This window comes from Burkholderia sp. BCC1047 (assembly GCF_902833155.1).
Lineage (GTDB): Bacteria > Pseudomonadota > Gammaproteobacteria > Burkholderiales > Burkholderiaceae > Burkholderia > Burkholderia sola.
Map to the genome: position 1 here is coordinate 189847 of NZ_CADFEH010000002.1, position 15794 is coordinate 205640.

Genomic DNA, 15794 nt, shown 5'->3' on the forward strand with positions numbered 1-15794 from the left:
AACGCTGAAAGCACACAGCCCGGATCGGCTCGAGCCGATCCGGGCTGTGTGCTTTTTGGCCGCCTTCCGGCCGATGCGCGCGCTTACCGCTGCGTCAGCATCATGTACATCTGGATCACGACGTCCGGCGAGAACGTGAACGGCACCCAGCCGTAGCCGGTATGGCGGGCGACCAGCAGACGGTCGCCGTTCGACTGCTTCTGCACGGCCATCATCGGGTTCTTCGTCGTCACGAAACGCCAGCCGGCCGGAATGCCGGGCGGCGGCTCCGGCTGCATCGACGCGCGGGCGTGCGCGAGTTCCTCGATCAGCTGGCCCAGTTGCTCCGGATGCAGCGTGATCGACTGGCCGTTGATGGTCAGCGTGAGTTCGTTCTGGGACGGGCGCGCGACGTGCAGCGTCGCCTTGTCGGCCGGCGCGGCAGCGGTGTCGGCTTCAACCGCGGTTTCGGCTTGCGTCGTCGGAATCAGCGCGGTTTCGGCATTGGCCGGGGCGTCGGCGACTTCGACCACATCGATCGTTTCCACCGTTTCCGCCGCCGCCAGCGCGGTCGTGTTCACCGACGCTTGCGCCGCCACGGACGGCTCGACGACATCGGCCGTCACGGCAACCGCGCTCGTCGCGGCTTCCTTGACGACGGCCTCGACCAGCGCTTCGGCGTCGGCGATCGCCTTCGCGTGGTGCTGCGCGGCCGCTTCGGCCTGCGCGATCGCTTCGGTATGGCGCTGCGTGATCGCTTCGGCTGCGGCGGTCGCTTCCGCGTGGCGTTGCGCGGCGGCTTCGGCCTGCGCGATCGCTTCGGCGTGACGCCGCGTGATGGCTTCGGCCTCGGCGGTTGCGTCGGCATGACGCTGGGCGGCGGCCTGCGTGTCGGCGAGCGCTTGCGTATGACGCTGGGCGAGCGCCTCGGCCTCGGCGATCGCGGCCATGTGGCGCTGCGCGGCGGCTTCGGCTTCGGCGGTCGCTTCCGCGTGGCGCTTCGCGGCGGCTTCCGCTTCGGCGGTCGCCGCGGCATGACGTTGCGCGGCCGCTTCGGCTTCGGTCGCCGCGGCGTGATGACGCTGCGCGGCGGCCTCGGCTTCGGCGATCGCCGCCGCGTGGCGCTGCGACGCGGCTTCGGCATCCGCGTGACGTTGCGCGAGCGCTTCGGTCAGCGCGGTGGCTTCCGCATGGCGCTGCGAAGCGGCTTCGGCTTGCGTGGCGGCATCCGTATGACGTTGGGCGGCCGCTTCGGCGGCGGCGGTGGCGTCGGCGTGGCGCCGCTGCGCAGCTTCGGCGTCGGCGGCTGCGGCCGTGTGGCGCTGCGCGGCCGCCTGCGCTTCGGCTTCCGCCGCCGCGTGACGCTCGGCCGCGGCCCGGGCTTCCGCTGCCGCGGCGCGCGCGAAGGCTTCCGCGCTGCGTGCCGCCTGCTGGGCGGCGTGGTGATCGTGGAGGAGCTGATCGACGCCCGTGGCGAGCGAAGCGATCTGATCGTTCAGGTTCATGCGTGTCTTCTCTGCGTAAGACCCGCGATTTTAACCGCTGCGCCGATGCCGGTCCGTGCGCGACGTGTAACAAAGTGCGCAAAGCGGCGCGACGTGCGCCGCTTTGTGTTACTTCAGGTAGCCCGCCGAGCCGAACCAGTCGAGCGCATCGCGCAGCCCTTCGCGATACGGGCGCGCACGGTAGCCGAGCTCGCGCTCGGCCTTCGCGGACGTGAAATACATCTTGTTCTTCGACATCCGCAGCCCGTCGACGGTGACGAACGGCTCCTTCTTCGTGAACTTCGCGATCGCTTCGGCGCCGACCGCGAGCGGGTACAGCGGCCAGCGCGGCAGTGCGATCGTCGGCGCCTTGCGGCCCGTCATCTGCGCGATGTCCGCGAGCATCTGCTGCAGCGGCAGGTTCTCGCCGCCGAGGATGTAGCGCTCGCCGATCCGGCCGCGCTCGAGCGCGAGGAAGTGGCCGTGCGCGACGTCGTCGACGTGCACGAGGTTCAGCCCCGTGTCGACGAACGCGGGAATCTTGCCGAGCGCGGCCTCGACGATGATGCGGCCGGTCGGCGTCGGCTTCACGTCGCGCGGGCCGATCGGCGTCGACGGGTTGACGATCACGGCGGGCAGCCCTTCGTCGGCGATCATCCGTTCGACCGCGCGCTCCGCGAGCACCTTGCTGCGCTTGTAGACGCCGATCGCCTGCTCGGCCGTGAGCGGCCGGTTCTCGTCGGACGGATCGCCGGCGCTCGTCACCTTCAGCGTCGCGACGCTGCTCGTGTAGACGATCCGCTCGACGCCTTCCGCGCGGGCCGCGCGCATCGTCGCGACCGCGCCTTCGAGGTTCGCGCGCTCGATCTCGTCGGGGTCGGGCGCCCACAGCCGGTAGTCGGCCGCGACGTGCAGCAGGTAGCGCACGCCGCGCAGCGCGGCGCGCATCGACGCCTCGTCGCGCATGTCGCCGGTGACGATCTCGGCGTCGAGATCCGCGACGTTCGTGCGCGGGCTGGTCGGGCGTACGAGCACGCGCACCGCATAGCCTTTTTGCTGCGCGATGCGCGCGACGGCGGAGCCGACGAAACCGGACGCGCCGGTGACGAGAACGAGATCGCGGGAAGTATCAGTCATGCGTTTCCTTCTGGGCCGCGCGGGCGGCGCGGCGGTTGGGCATCGGCGAGATTGTACGTGGTCGGCGGGCGCGGCGACGCCCGGCCGGCGCGTGTGCGAAGCCGCCGACGCGACTACAATGCCGGGCTTGAATGCAACGGGAGGGCGACGCGATGAGCCGCAATGAACTGGACGAACGGATCGAGACCTACTACGTGCGGGTGCGCGGCGTCGTGCAGGGCGTCGGCTTTCGTCATGCGACGGTGCGCGAAGCGCATGCGCTGAAGCTGCGCGGTTGGGTCGCGAATCTCGAGGACGGCACCGTCGAGGCGATGATCCAGGGGCCCGGCGCGCAGATCGACCGGATGCTCGCATGGCTGCGTCACGGGCCGCCCGCCGCGCGCGTGACCGAGGTGACGTTCGAGGAACGCCGGACCGAGAAGCGCTTCGAACGCTTCCAGCAGCAGTAAGCGGCGCACTACGACATGACGGGGTATCCGGAAGCCGGGCGCGGCCTCTTGCTGTCGGTGATGGCGTCGACGCTGTTCGCGCTGATGTCGGCTTACGCGAAACTGCTCGCGCCGCTCACGGGGCTCGACATCTTCGCGTGGCGCATCGTGTGGACCGCGCCGGGCGCGCTCGCGCTGATCGCGCTGCGCGGCCGCTGGCCGGCGCTCGTCGAGCTGGCGCGCCGTGGTGCGCGCGACTGGCGCCTGCTGATCGCGCTGCCCGTGAGCGCGGCGTTGCTCGGCGTGCAGCTGTGGCTGTTCCTGTGGGCGCCGCTGCATGGCCGCATGCTCGAAGTGTCGCTCGGCTATTTCCTGCTGCCGCTGACGATGGTGCTCGTCGGCCGCTTCTACTATCACGAACGGCTCGACCCGCTGCAATGGGCGGCGGTCGCGTGCGCGGCGCTCGGCGTCGCGCACGAAGTGTGGGCGACGCGCGCGTTCGCATGGCCGACGCTCGTCGTCGCGCTCGGCTATCCGCCGTATTTCGTGCTGCGCCGGCGGATCAACGCCGATTCGCTCGCCGCCTTCGCGATCGAGATCGTGCTGCTGTGCCCGATCGCGTTCGCGATGGTCGCGACGAGCGCGACGCGCGTCGCCGGCCATCCGCTGCTGTGGGCCGCGCTGCTGCCGGGGCTCGGCCTTCTCAGCACGCTCGCGCTCGCGAGCTACCTGAAGGCGAGCCGGATGCTGCCGATGGCGCTGTTCGGGATTCTCGGCTACGTCGAGCCCGTGCTGCTCGTCGTGGTGTCGCTGCTGCTGCTCGGCGAGACGCTGAGCGCCTCGCAGCTCGCGACGTACGGGCCGATCTGGGTCGCCGTCGCGCTCACCGCATGGCACAGCGCGATGCTGATGCGGCGCTTGCCCGCGCGCGGATAAGCGCATCGTCGCGATGTGCGGGCCGTGCCGCGCATCGCGCATCGTCCGGCCGTCGAACCGCGTTCGTTCCGCTGCCACGTCCTCTCGAATCCGTCGATACTGACCGCCGACTGACGCCGCGCTGACGCGAATCTGGCGACGCTGCCTGCTTCGCCGCGCCACGCTCACGCTTGTAATCGAAGAGAAGATTCAGTTGCATTTTGTTACTTAGGGTCGCCCCTGATCGGCCATTAGACTGATCCGATCGACTTCCCTTCGTATGCAGCTTTCAATGAACGGTCACCTCCGTGCCAAGCCGGCCGGGTTGGCACGATACGGGCATACGCGTGTCGTCGCCGATCGCGCTCGCCGTCTTTCTCCCGCTCCCTTCGCCGGTGCACGTCGCACCGCCGCCGTGCAGGTGCGCTCATGTCGTTGAGCCCGCTGCATGCCGCCACGGCGCAGCCGTCGCGCGGCGGCCGCCTGATCGAAATCGACTTCTTCCGCGGGCTCGTGCTGTTGATGATCGTCGTCGATCACATCGGCGCGAGCGTGCTGTCGCGCGTGACGCTGCACGCGTTCGCGCTGTGCGATGCGGCCGAGGTGTTCGTGTTCCTCGGCGGCTTCGCGACCGCGAGCGCGTACGGCGCGATCGCCGAGCGGCACGGCGCGCGCGCCGCGCAGCAGCGGTTCGTGCGGCGCGCCACGCAGATCTACCGCGCGTTTCTCGCGACGTCGACGCTGATGCTCGTCGTGTCGGCGGTGCTCGATCACTTCGGCATCGATGCGCCGAACCTCGCGCTCGACGACGTCAGCGTGATGCTCGCGTCGCCGCTGACGGGTCTCGCCGAGCTGCTGACGTTCCAGCGCCAGCCGTATCTCGCGTCGGTGCTGCCGATGTACGTGCTGTTCGCGCTCGCGTCGCCGGTGCTGGTGCCGTTCGCGCGGCGCCATCCGTGGCCGCTCGTCGCGCTCAGCGCCGGGTCGTGGCTCGCGGCGGGCTGGCTCGGCCCCGAACTGCTCGACACCGACGGCTTCCGCTGGAGCTTCAACCCGTTCGCGTGGCAACTGATGTTCGTCGCCGGCGTGCTCGCGCGCGGCCAGCCGTTCTACCGGCGCGTCGCGCTCGGCCGCTGGGGCGCGGCGGCGACCGGGCTCGCGTGCGCGATCGTGCTCGGTTGCGCGAGCTACAAGCTGTTCTCGGGGCTGCCGGCGCCCGAAGGCGTGCTCAAGCGCGATCTCGCGCTGCCGCGCGTCGTGAGCTTCGCGGCCATCGCGTGGCTGATGGCCGATTGCGTACGCTTCGGCTGGATCGCGCGGATCGCGCAGGGCGTGCGGCCCGTCGTGGCGGTTGGCCAGCGCGGGCTGATCTGCTTCGTCGCGGGGGCGGCGATCTCGCTCGTGATCGATTCGCTGCTGCATCCGGTCGCGGGCAGCGCCGATCTGCGGCAGGTCGGCGTGGGCCTCGTGGCCGACGCGTGCGCGGTCGGGCTGATGATGGCGGTGGCCGGTTCGGGGACGTGGATCGCGCGATGGCGCGGCGCGGCGGCGTAGGCGCGCGCAAGAAGGGCGGCGCGGCAGGCGCCGCGCAGCGTCAGTGAGGTGAGCCGATACGGGAGCGGGGCGTGGCGGTGGCGTCGTCGGCTTCGGCGTCGTAGCGTTCGTCCTGCGTCGGGTCCTCGCGCTCCGCGAGCACCGCGTCGGCTTCGGCCGCGGCCCGGGCGGCGCGCATCGCGGTGCAGCGCTGCGCGTGCCGGATGTCCGACAGTATCCTCAAAAGCCGCGTCGTCTTGCTTTTCATCGGGTTCTCCCGCCAGTGCGCATCTCGGGAAGCGGATGCGTTGCCTGCAACCAGTGTAGGACGCGTTCGCGTTTCCGGCGGGAGAATGTGGCGTGCACGCCGCACGCCGAGGGATAGTACTTACTGCGCGGCGACGGCGGCGGCCTGCGCCTGCAGCGCTTCTTCGCGGCGCTCGTCCGTGCAGCGCTGATGCTGGCGCGACAGGCGGTTCATCAGCGGCAGCAGCAGTAGCGCGAGCAGCATGCCGATCGCGGCGAGCCAGCCGAGCTTCTCGAACAGCGACAGATAGAGCGGCAGCGATTCGGTGGCCGGCAGCTCGTGCGACGGCATCTGCGCGAAGTTCGCGACGACGCTGCCCAGATACTGCGACACGCCCGTCGCGACGAAATACGCGCCCATCATGAAGCCGCTCATGCGCGCCGGCACGTAGCGGGCGATCATCGCGAGGCCGAGGCCGCTCACCAGCAGCTCGCCGAGCGAGTACAGCCCGTAGCCCCACACCATGAACCACGACGACACGCGGCCGTCGACCGCGTAGCGGCCGCTGATCGTGAACACCAGGTAGCCGGCGGCGACCGCGCCGAAACCGAGCGCGTACTTCGCGGCGACCGGCAGGTCGCGGCCGCCCTTCGCGACGGCGTTGTAGACCCACACCAGCACCGGGCTCAGCAGCATGATCCAGATCGGGTTCAGCGCCTGGAACTGCGCGGCGCTCCACGTGAACAGCGTCGTGCCGAACAGCATGAAGCGCGGGTCGACGTTGCGCAGCGCGAACAGCGTCAGCGACGTCGACATCTGCACGTAGAAGATGAAGAACAGGATCACCTGGCCGATCAGCACGAGCGCCGCGATCAGGCCCGCGCGCTCCGAGCGCTCCGACTTCGCGATCATGTACGCGAAGATCGCGAGGATCGCGAATGCGGCCGCCCACACGCTGGCGACCGCGAGCTGCTTGTGCTGCAGCACGTACAGCGTGACCAGCGCGAGCGCGACGCCGCCGGCCGCGACCGCGCCGAGGCGCTTCCAGCGGATCGGCTGGTCGTCCGGCTGCGAGCCGACGTGCGCGAGCGTGCGGTGCATCAGCATGAAGTTCAGGATCGCGAGCAGCATGCCGCCGCAGCAGACCGCGAACGCGGTGTGCCAGCCCCAGTGATCCTTGATCCACGGCGTCGCGAGCATCGACACCGTCGAGCCGATGTTGACCGCCATGTAGTAGATCGTGAACGCGCTGTCGATGCGCGCGTCGTCGCCTTCGTAGATGCGGCGCACGAGGTTCGCCGCGTTGGCCTTGAACAGGCCGTTGCCGACGACGATCACGCCGAGCGACGCGTACATGTACGTCAGCTGATCGTTCGGCACCGCGAGCATCAGGTAGCCGGCGCACAGCACGGCCGCGCCGATGATCATCGTGCGGCGGGCGCCGAGCACCTTGTCGCCGATCCAGCCGCCGATCGACGGCGCGGCGTAGACGAGTGCGGTGAAGGCCCCCCAGGTCAGGTTCGCGTGGCTGTCGGTGAAGCCGAGCCGGTCGACCATGAAGAGGACCAGGAGCGCGGCCATGCCGTAGTAGCCGAAGCGCTCCCACATTTCGATGAGGAAGACCGTCATAAACGATCGGGTCTGTGAAACAGGTGCGTGCATCATCAATCTCGTTTGAAACGGACGGCGCGGATCGCGCGTCGCCTTAAGGTCGAACTGGCGCCGGAGCACTGTGGCCGGGTAGGCTGGCATCGGCGATGGAGCAGTCGAGCGGTTAGCTCGGGCCGGGGTCGGATTCCACCTGAGAAGGCGGAGCGCGGCCCCGACCGGCGCGCGAATGGTAACGTTTGCCGGTCCGGTGCGTCGGGTCCGCGCCACTTAGGGAAACTCCCGATATGGCAGCAGCTTTCAGGAACATTTGTCTCATCATCTACTTGTAAGCTTGACGCCGGTTCTCCGCAAATTCCCGGAGAGCCGCTTGCAGCTTGCCTGTGAAGGCTGCGAGTCTGGCAAGATAGCGCGTCGTTTCGCTCGCTTCGGGCCCTGTTTAGTGCACCGGGCTCAACGCCGAAGACGGGGGCGAACCCGAAGATTAAGCTATCTCGAATTAACTTAGTTACTTTCCATCAAACATTTTTTGACGACCACTTTTCGGCCTGCTATGGTTCCCCCCACTGAAAACTCGCGATCGGCAGACGCTGTCGCACTCGGCAGCAAGATTCGCGCGTTGCGCCAACGTCTGAAGCGCACGCTCGACGACACCGCTACCGCCGCGGGGATTTCGAAGCCGTTTCTGTCTCAAGTCGAGCGCGGGCTCGCGTCGCCGTCACTGACGTCGCTGGCCGGTATCGCCCACGCGCTCGGCGTGACGGTGCAGTACTTCGTGGATACGCCGAGCGAGGAACGCTCGGTGTGCCGAGGCGATCAGCTGCGCTTCTTCGGGTTTGCCGATTCGGCGAACCTGTTCGCGCGACTGACGAACGTGTCCGAAGGGCGCCAGCTGGAGGCGATCCTCGTGAGGATGCCGCCGGGGCAGAAACGGTCCGAGGTGACGACACATGCAGGAGAGGAGTTCCTGTACGTGATTGAAGGGGAAGTGTCGCTGACGCTGGAAGGCAAGACGTTCGTCCTGCAGGCCGGCGACAGTTCGCACTATCAGTCGACGGTCCCGCACAGCTGGGTCAACACCGCGAAGATCGAGTCGGTGGTGGTCTGGGTCGGTACGCCGCGACTGTTCTAACGCACGGGTATTCCTTCGTTTCTTCGACGGGATACCTGTCGAAAGAAATGTAAGGAATACTAACATGCAATACGAGAATCACGGGCCTCCTCAATCGCTGCCCCCGTCAGCGTCTCACGCGTAAGCCGCGGCATCCGCCGCGCGACGCCCACCGAACCACCTTCTCAAGACTGCCACGATGAAATCCTTGCATGCCATGTCGGCCGTGCTGGCCGCGCTCGCCCTGACGACGCCCGTCGCCCACGCCGTAACCGTTCCGTCGAACGTCGCGCTCGCTCCGCAACAGGACCTGACGCGACAGGTGCCGGCCGAAGTCGAGTCGCTCGACCCGGCGCACATCGAATCGTGGACCGGCAACACGATCGGCCTCGACTTGTTCGAAGGGCTCGCGCGCATCGATGCGGCCGGCCAGGTCGTGCCGGGCGTCGCGCTGTCGTGGGAGCGCAAGACGCCGCAGACGTGGATCTTCAAGCTTCGCCACGACGCGAAGTGGAGCAACGGCCAGCCGGTGACGGCCGCCGATTTCGTCTATTCGTGGCAGCGCCTCGTCGATCCGAAGACGGGCTCGAAATACACGATCCTCGTCGAGTTCATCAAGAACTCGAAGGACATCATCGCCGGCAAGGCCGCACCGACGACGCTCGGCGTGCGCGCGGTCGATCCGTACACGCTCGAGGTGACGACCGACGTGCCGGTCGCGTTCTTCCCCGAACTGACCGCGATGGCGCCGCTCGTGCCGGTGAACAAGGACGTGGTCGCGAAGTTCGGCGACGCATGGACGCGCCCGGGCAACCTCGTCAGCAACGGCGCGTACCAGCTCGTCGACTGGCAGCCGAACAATCGCATCGTGGCGACCAAGGACGCGAAGTACTGGAACGCGTCGAAGGTCGTGATCAACAAGGTCACGTACCTGCCGATCGAAAGCGACGAAACCGCGATGCGCATGTACCAGGCCGGGCAGATCGACTACAGCTACTCGATTCCGTCGGGCATCTTCCAGCAGGTCAGCAAGCAGTTCGGCGCCGAGCTGCGCCCGGGCCTGCAGCTCGCGACCTACTACTACTTCCTGAACAACAGCGACGCGGCGCTGAAGGACAAGCGCGTGCGCCAGGCGCTGTCGATGGTGATCGATCGCGACGTGCTGACGTCGAAGCTCACGCAGGCCGGCGAGAAGCCGATGTACGGGCTGATGCCGAACGGCACGAAGGGCGTGCAGCCGTTCACGCCGGAATGGGCGTCGTGGCCGATGGCCAAGCGCATCGCGACCGCGAAGGACCTGCTGAAGCAGGCCGGCTATTCGGACGCGAAGCCGCTGTCGTTCACGCTCACGTACAACACCAACGACCTGCACAAGAAGGTCGCGCTGTTCACCGCATCGGAATGGCGCACGAAGCTCGGCATCACCACGAAGCTCGAGAACGTCGAGTTCAAGGTGCTGATGAAGCAGCGGCATGACGGCAAGGTGCAGATCGCGCGCGACGGCTGGTTCGCCGACTACAACGACGCGATGACGTTCTTCGACCTGATCCGCTGCGGCAGCTCGCAGAACACCGTCGGCTACTGCAACAAGCAGGTCGACGCGCTCGTCGAGGAAGGCAACCAGAAGCTCGACGACAACGCGCGCACCGCGCTGCTCACGCAGGCGCACGACATGGCGATGAAGGACACGCCGATGGTGCCGCTGTTCCAGTACTCGGCCGACCGTCTCGTGAAGTCGTACGTGGGCGGCTATTCGCTGAAGAACGTGATCGACATGCGTGCTTCGCAGGACATGTACCTGATCAAGCACTGACGGAGCGATCATGCTGGCCTACGCATTGAGGCGCACGTTGTGGGCGGTGCCGACGATCCTCGCGGTCATCACCGTCTGCTACCTGCTGCTGCATTTCACGCCCGGCGGCCCGTTCGATACGGAGAAGCAGCTGTCCGCCGCGACGCTCGCGAACCTGAACGCGAAGTACCACCTCGACGAGCCGCTGTGGAAGCAGTACCTGCTGTATCTCGGCTCGCTGCTGCACGGCGATCTCGGCCCGTCGTTCCGCTACGTCGACTGGTCGGTGAACGATCTCGTGAAGAAGGCGCTGCCCGTGAGCCTCGGCGTGGGCGGCGTGTCGATCCCGATCTCGATCGTGCTCGGCGTGCTGCTCGGCACCGTCGCGGCCGTGCGCCGCGACAGCGTGATCGACCGCTTCGTGATGCTGATCGGCAACTTCGGCAACGTCGTGCCGCCGTTCGTGCTCGGCCCCGTCATGGTGTGGATCTTCGCAATCCTGCTGAAGACGTCGGCCGGCAACGGCTGGCTGCCGGCCGGCGGCTGGGGCGACGGCGGCTGGCAGTACCGGCTGCTGCCGATCGCGCTGCTGACCCTCATCAACGTGTCGCTGCTCGCGCGCGTGATGCGCGGCTCGATGATCGAGACGCTGTCGAGCAACTACATCCGCACCGCGCGTGCGAAGGGCCTGCCGGGCTCGACGATCGTGCTGCGCCATGCGCTCAAGCCCGCGCTGATGCCGGTCGTGTCGCTGTTCGGCACGGTCTGCATCACGTCGATCACCGCGGCCGTCGTCACCGAATCGGTGTTCGCGCTGCCGGGCGTCGGGCAGCTCGTCGTGAACGGCGCGATCAACCGCGACTACACGCTGGTGCTCGGCCTCGTCGTGATGACGACCGTCTTCGCGGTGCTGTTCAACCTGCTGGTCGACCTCGCGTACGCGTGGCTCGATCCGCGCATCCGTTATTGAGCGAGGCACAGCGATGACTCCGACCACTCCCGTCGTCGGCCTGCCCGTGCAGACCGATTCGCCGCCGCATTCGCGCTCGCCGCTCGAGCTGGCGTTCGCGCGCTTCCTTCACAACCGCGCGGCGCTGTTCAGCCTCGCGCTGCTCGTGCTGATCACGCTCGCCTGCTTCGTCGGCCCGTGGCTGCTCGCGGCCGATCCCGCCGCGAGCGACTGGGCGTCGATCAGCCTGCCGCCGACCTGGGCGAACCAGCACTGGTTCGGCACCGACGAACTCGGCCGCGACCTGCTCGTGCGCACGCTGATCGGCGGCCGCGTATCGATCGAGGTCGGCCTGCTCGGCACGCTCGTGTCGGGCCTGTTCGGCGTCGCGTGGGGCGCGACCGCGGGCTTCGCGGGCGGCCGCGTCGATTCCGTGATGATGCGCGTCGTCGACATGATGTACGCGATCCCGTACCTGCTGATCGCGATCCTGATGATGACCCTGTTCGGCCGCTCGTTCATGCTGGTCGTGCTGACCATCAGCGCGTTCTCGTGGATCGACATGGCGCGCGTCGTGCGCGGCCAGACGCTGTCGCTGCGCAATCGCGAGTTCGTCGATGCGGCGCGCGCGATCGGCGTGTCGCCGGCATCGATCGTGCTGCGCCACGTCGTGCCGAACCTGCTCGGCGTGGTCGTCGTGTACGCGACGGTCTCGGTGCCGAATATCGTGCTGACCGAATCGGTGCTGTCGTTCCTCGGCCTCGGCGTGCAGGAGCCGATGACGAGCTGGGGCGTGCTGATCCAGGACGGCGCGCAGAAACTGGAATCGATGCCGTGGCTGCTGCTCGCCCCGGCCGTCATGCTGTGCGTGACGCTTTACTGCGTGAACTTCGTCGGCGACGGCCTGCGTGACGCGCTCGACCCGAAGGATCGCTGAAGATGACCGCTCTACTGGAAGTTGAAAACCTCGGCGTGCGCTTCACGCGCAAGGATGCGCCGCCGATCGACGCCGTCAACGGCGTGTCGTTCTCGCTCGAAGCCGGCAAGACGCTCGGCATCGTCGGCGAATCGGGCTCGGGCAAGAGCCAGACCGTGATGGCGCTGCTCGGCCTGCTGGCCGGCAACGGCACGACGACCGGCGCCGCGCGCTACCGCGGCGACAACCTGCTCGACATGGATACGCGCGCGCTGAACGCGGTGCGCGGCGATCGCATCGCGATGATCTTCCAGGATCCGATGACGTCGCTCAATCCGTTCCTGACGATCGAGCGGCAGATGACCGAGACGCTACAGCTGCATCGCAAGCTGTCGCGCAAGGAAGCGATCAAGCGCGCGATCGAGGCGCTCGAATCGGTGCGCATTCCCGATGCGGCGCGCCGCATCCGCATGTATCCGCACGAGTTCTCGGGCGGCATGCGCCAGCGCGTGATGATCGCGATGGCGCTGCTCTCCGAGCCGGAAATCCTGATCGCCGACGAGCCGACCACCGCGCTCGACGTGACCGTGCAGGCGCAGATCATCGACCTGCTGCGCGAGCTGAACCGCGAGCGCGGCACCGCGATCGTGCTGATCACGCACGACATGGGCGTGGTCGCCGGCCTCGCCGACAACGTGATGGTCATGTACGCGGGCCGCACCGTCGAATATGCGCCGGCCGAATCGATCTTCGCGGCGCCGTCGCATCCGTACACGATCGGGCTGCTCAACGCGCTGCCGCGCCTGACCGACGCGGACGACGCGCCGCTCGTCGCGATTCCCGGCAACCCGCCGATGCCCGGCACCGCGCCGGCCGGCTGTGCGTTCGCGAAGCGCTGCACGTATGCGGAAGAACGCTGCGGCGCTGAGCGCCCGGCGCTCGAAACCTATGGCGCCGCGGGCGCGGTGCGCGCGTGCCACCGGCCCTTGGCCGATCTGACGGGAGGTCTGCGATGAGCGTCGATGAACGCCGCCAAGCCGGCGCGACGGACGACACGCTGCTGTCCGTCGACAATCTGAAAGTGCATTTCCGCGTGCCGCTCGGCGGCTATCCGTGGTCGCCGAAGGGCACGCTGCGCGCGGTCGACGGCGTGTCGTTCGACGTCAAGCGCGGCGAGACGGTCGGGCTCGTCGGCGAATCGGGCTGCGGGAAATCGACGCTTGCGCGCGCATTGATCGGCCTCGTGCCGATGACGGCCGGCACCGTGAAATGGCGCGGCCAGGCCGTGGCGCCCGATCACCTGCGCGGCACCGCGATGCGGCGCGAAGTGCAGATGATCTTCCAGGATCCGCTCGCGTCGCTCGATCCGCGCATGACGATCGAGCAGGTCGTCGCCGAGCCGCTCGTCACGCACCAGCCGGGCCTCGGCCGGACCGAAGTGCGCCGCCGCGTGATCTCGATGCTCGAACGCGTCGGCCTGAACGCACATCACCTGCTGCGTTATCCACATGAGTTTTCCGGCGGGCAGTGCCAGCGCGTCGGCATCGCGCGCGCGCTGATCAGCGAGCCGAAGCTCGTGATCTGCGACGAGCCCGTATCGGCGCTCGACGTGTCGATCCAGGCGCAGATCGTGAACCTGCTGCGCGATCTGCAACGCGAACTGTCGTTGTCCTATCTGTTCGTCGCGCACGACCTGGCGGTGGTGAAGGCCATCAGCCAGCGCGTGCTCGTGATGTATCTCGGCCGCGTGATGGAGTTCGGCACGCGGCATGACGTGTACGGCGTGCCGCAACACCCGTACACGAAGGCGCTGCTCGATGCGGCGCCGACGCCGGAGCCGGCGCGCGAGCGTGCTCGCCGTCCGATGCTGCTGGCGGGCGAGATGCCCTCGCCGCTCAACCCGCCGTCCGGCTGCGCGTTCCGCACGCGTTGCCCGGTCGCGGTCGACGCGTGCGCGCAGGACGTGCCGCTGCCGGAAGTGCGGCAGGGGTCGGCGGCGCGCGTCGCGTGCATCCGCGCGGGCGCGGCGTGATGTGAAGTAACGCAGAAAACAAAACCAAGGCAGGTCAACAGGGGTAGGTGCGGCGCGAACGATCTTCGCGCCGCGGGTACAGGCGCGTCCTTAGCCGGGCTCGCCGGGGGGCTGGGAGCGGATCGCGACCGGCGTGGACGATATCAACACAAGACGAGAATTATTACGATGAAAAAGCAGAAGAGGATCGGGACGGCATCGAAGATGCTGCTTGCATGGGGGCTGCCGGCGCTCGCCGGCGTCTCGCTGACGGGTGTCGCGCACGCCGACGACGCGGCGCCGCTGACGGTCGCGCAGGCCGCACCGGCCGCCGCGTCGGGCACGTCGGTTGCGCAGGCAACGACCCCGAACGCCGTGATCAACGCCGAGGCGACCCAGGCCGTCACGCCGCCCGACGAGCCGTCGGCGCAGTCGAAATCGAACGGCTTCATCGCCGACAGCCATCTCGACTTCCTGTTCCGCAACTATGCGGACGTGCTCGACAACAAGGGCGGGCCGCATCGTCATGCGTGGGTCCAGGGCGCGATGGCGAACTTCGAATCGGGCTACACGACCGGCCTGATCGGGATCGGCTTCGACGCGTCGTTGTATGCGGCGCTGAAGCTCGACGGCGGCCAGGGCGCCGGCAGCATGGTGCACATCGCGAAGGGCGGCGGTGGCGGCAACCAGCTCGCGTGGGCGTACCCGGGCATCTACGACATCAAGGCGCGCATCTCGAACACGGTGGTCAAGTACGGTCTGCAGGCCGTCGACAACCCGTTCATGGAGCAGCACGACAACCGCGCGCTGCCGCCGACGTTCCTCGGCGCGACGCTCGTCAGCAATGAATTCAAGAACGTGATGCTCGAGGCCGGCAGCTTCACGAAGACCGACGCGCGCGGCCATACGACGCTCACGAATCTGACGACGCAGTACGGCGGCACGCGCATCAATCGCCTGTCGTACGTCGGCGGCACGTGGGACTACTCGCCGAACGGCGAAGTCGCGCTGTACGCGAACCAGGCCGACGACGTGTGGCACCAGTACTACGCGTCGGTGAAGCACAGCATCGGCAGCCCGCAGACGATCAAGTGGACCGGCTTCGGCAACGTCTACTCGACGCACGACACGGGCGATGCGCTGCAGGGCAAGATCAACAACAACGCGTACAGCCTGTCGCTCGCCGCGCAGCACGGCCCGCATGAACTGCTGCTCGGCTTCCAGCACGTGCTCGGCGATCAGTTCTTCGACTACCTGAACGAAACGAACGGCATCTTCCTGACCAACTCGATGGACGTCGACTACAACGCGCCGCACGAAAAGTCGCTGCAGCTGCGTTACACGTTCTACGGCAAGGAAGCGGGCCTGCCGGGCTTCAAGGCGATGGTGTGGGGCGTGACGGGCTGGGGCGCGGACGGCAGCGCGGGCGCGGCCAACGACCCGAGCAAGTCGAGCATCTACTGGAGCAACGGCGCGCCGGTGCAGGGCCGTCACCACGAGTTCGGCTTCATCCCGTCGTACACGTTCCAGAGCGGCAAGCTGAAGAACACGAAGGTCACGTTCATCGCGATGTGGCACAACGGCTCGGCACACTACTCGGACGCGACGAACACCGAGTACCGCCTGGTCGTGAACCTGCCGCTGCACGCGTTCTGATGCAACGGGGACGCACGTCCCCGGTGTC

The 15794-nt window shown here is 67.8% G+C and carries 14 protein-coding genes; 10 read left to right on the forward strand and 4 right to left on the reverse strand.

The genetic code is table 11. From position 1 onward, the window contains the following. Positions 1–83: 83 nt before the first annotated feature. On the reverse strand, positions 84–1484 hold the full coding sequence (locus tag HWX55_RS02830; RefSeq protein WP_175973788.1) for a phage tail protein: 1401 nt from the start codon (positions 1482–1484) through the stop codon (positions 84–86). Between the two features lie 108 nt (positions 1485–1592). Then, positions 1593–2600: a hopanoid-associated sugar epimerase gene (gene hpnA / locus HWX55_RS02835; protein WP_006480291.1), complete on the reverse strand. Its 1008-nt coding sequence runs from the start codon at positions 2598–2600 to the stop codon at positions 1593–1595. A gap of 152 nt (positions 2601–2752) precedes the next feature. Here hpnA and HWX55_RS02840 point away from each other — a divergent pair, with 152 nt between their 5' ends. The 3 genes from HWX55_RS02840 to HWX55_RS02850 all read left to right on the forward strand — a co-directional run bounded on the left by HWX55_RS02840 (position 2753) and on the right by HWX55_RS02850 (position 5497). Continuing rightward, positions 2753–3049 (forward strand): acylphosphatase, encoded by a 297-nt coding sequence (locus HWX55_RS02840; protein WP_006480292.1) that lies wholly within the window; start codon positions 2753–2755, stop codon positions 3047–3049. Positions 3050–3064: 15 nt separating this feature from the next. Continuing rightward, positions 3065–3964 (forward strand): EamA family transporter RarD, encoded by a 900-nt coding sequence (rarD, locus tag HWX55_RS02845; protein WP_175973790.1) that lies wholly within the window; start codon positions 3065–3067, stop codon positions 3962–3964. A 408-nt stretch (positions 3965–4372) separates the two neighbouring features. Continuing rightward, entirely contained in the window at positions 4373–5497 is a 1125-nt protein-coding gene (locus HWX55_RS02850; RefSeq protein ID WP_175973792.1) for an OpgC domain-containing protein, read from the forward strand. 40 nt (positions 5498–5537) lie between these two features. Here the strand turns inward: HWX55_RS02850 and HWX55_RS02855 are convergent, their stop codons facing one another. Together HWX55_RS02855 and HWX55_RS02860 are read right to left on the reverse strand one after the other, a co-directional pair. Continuing rightward, a complete protein-coding gene (locus HWX55_RS02855; RefSeq protein WP_175973794.1) occupies positions 5538–5744 on the reverse strand; it encodes a hypothetical protein in 207 nt (68 codons plus the stop codon). A 120-nt stretch (positions 5745–5864) separates the two neighbouring features. Next, positions 5865–7388 (reverse strand): peptide MFS transporter, encoded by a 1524-nt coding sequence (locus HWX55_RS02860; RefSeq protein ID WP_175973796.1) that lies wholly within the window; start codon positions 7386–7388, stop codon positions 5865–5867. 496 nt (positions 7389–7884) lie between these two features. Here HWX55_RS02860 and HWX55_RS02865 point away from each other — a divergent pair, with 496 nt between their 5' ends. From HWX55_RS02865 to HWX55_RS02895, 7 genes are all read left to right on the forward strand, one after another. Further along, entirely contained in the window at positions 7885–8463 is a 579-nt protein-coding gene (locus HWX55_RS02865; RefSeq protein WP_011548888.1) for a cupin domain-containing protein, read from the forward strand. Positions 8464–8641: 178 nt separating this feature from the next. Next, positions 8642–10255: a peptide ABC transporter substrate-binding protein gene (locus HWX55_RS02870; RefSeq protein WP_175973799.1), complete on the forward strand. Its 1614-nt coding sequence runs from the start codon at positions 8642–8644 to the stop codon at positions 10253–10255. Positions 10256–10265: 10 nt separating this feature from the next. Beyond that, positions 10266–11204 (forward strand): ABC transporter permease subunit, encoded by a 939-nt coding sequence (locus HWX55_RS02875; RefSeq protein ID WP_050013372.1) that lies wholly within the window; start codon positions 10266–10268, stop codon positions 11202–11204. A 13-nt stretch (positions 11205–11217) separates the two neighbouring features. Continuing rightward, entirely contained in the window at positions 11218–12120 is a 903-nt protein-coding gene (locus HWX55_RS02880) for an ABC transporter permease subunit (RefSeq protein WP_050013371.1), read from the forward strand. 2 nt (positions 12121–12122) lie between these two features. Then, a complete protein-coding gene (locus HWX55_RS02885; RefSeq protein WP_175973801.1) occupies positions 12123–13115 on the forward strand; it encodes an ABC transporter ATP-binding protein in 993 nt (330 codons plus the stop codon). Then, entirely contained in the window at positions 13112–14131 is a 1020-nt protein-coding gene (locus tag HWX55_RS02890) for an oligopeptide/dipeptide ABC transporter ATP-binding protein (RefSeq protein ID WP_175973803.1), read from the forward strand. The genes HWX55_RS02885 and HWX55_RS02890 overlap by 4 nt, the downstream gene beginning before the upstream one ends. A gap of 168 nt (positions 14132–14299) precedes the next feature. Continuing rightward, entirely contained in the window at positions 14300–15766 is a 1467-nt protein-coding gene (locus HWX55_RS02895; protein ID WP_124555224.1) for an OprD family outer membrane porin, read from the forward strand. Positions 15767–15794: the final 28 nt, after the last annotated feature.

Coding starts and splice junctions, on each gene's coding strand:
- HWX55_RS02890 (WP_175973803.1), top strand. CDS start 13,112: ATGAGCGTCGATGAACGCCGCCAAGCCGGCGCGACGGACGACACGCTG.
- HWX55_RS02875 (WP_050013372.1), top strand. CDS start 10,266: ATGCTGGCCTACGCATTGAGGCGCACGTTGTGGGCGGTGCCGACGATC.
- rarD (WP_175973790.1), top strand. CDS start 3,065: ATGACGGGGTATCCGGAAGCCGGGCGCGGCCTCTTGCTGTCGGTGATG.
- HWX55_RS02860 (WP_175973796.1), bottom strand. CDS start 7,388: ATGATGCACGCACCTGTTTCACAGACCCGATCGTTTATGACGGTCTTC.
- HWX55_RS02850 (WP_175973792.1), top strand. CDS start 4,373: ATGTCGTTGAGCCCGCTGCATGCCGCCACGGCGCAGCCGTCGCGCGGC.
- HWX55_RS02840 (WP_006480292.1), top strand. CDS start 2,753: ATGAGCCGCAATGAACTGGACGAACGGATCGAGACCTACTACGTGCGG.
- HWX55_RS02855 (WP_175973794.1), bottom strand. CDS start 5,744: ATGAAAAGCAAGACGACGCGGCTTTTGAGGATACTGTCGGACATCCGG.
- HWX55_RS02880 (WP_050013371.1), top strand. CDS start 11,218: ATGACTCCGACCACTCCCGTCGTCGGCCTGCCCGTGCAGACCGATTCG.
- HWX55_RS02865 (WP_011548888.1), top strand. CDS start 7,885: ATGGTTCCCCCCACTGAAAACTCGCGATCGGCAGACGCTGTCGCACTC.
- HWX55_RS02870 (WP_175973799.1), top strand. CDS start 8,642: ATGAAATCCTTGCATGCCATGTCGGCCGTGCTGGCCGCGCTCGCCCTG.
- HWX55_RS02895 (WP_124555224.1), top strand. CDS start 14,300: ATGAAAAAGCAGAAGAGGATCGGGACGGCATCGAAGATGCTGCTTGCA.
- HWX55_RS02830 (WP_175973788.1), bottom strand. CDS start 1,484: ATGAACCTGAACGATCAGATCGCTTCGCTCGCCACGGGCGTCGATCAG.
- hpnA (WP_006480291.1), bottom strand. CDS start 2,600: ATGACTGATACTTCCCGCGATCTCGTTCTCGTCACCGGCGCGTCCGGT.
- HWX55_RS02885 (WP_175973801.1), top strand. CDS start 12,123: ATGACCGCTCTACTGGAAGTTGAAAACCTCGGCGTGCGCTTCACGCGC.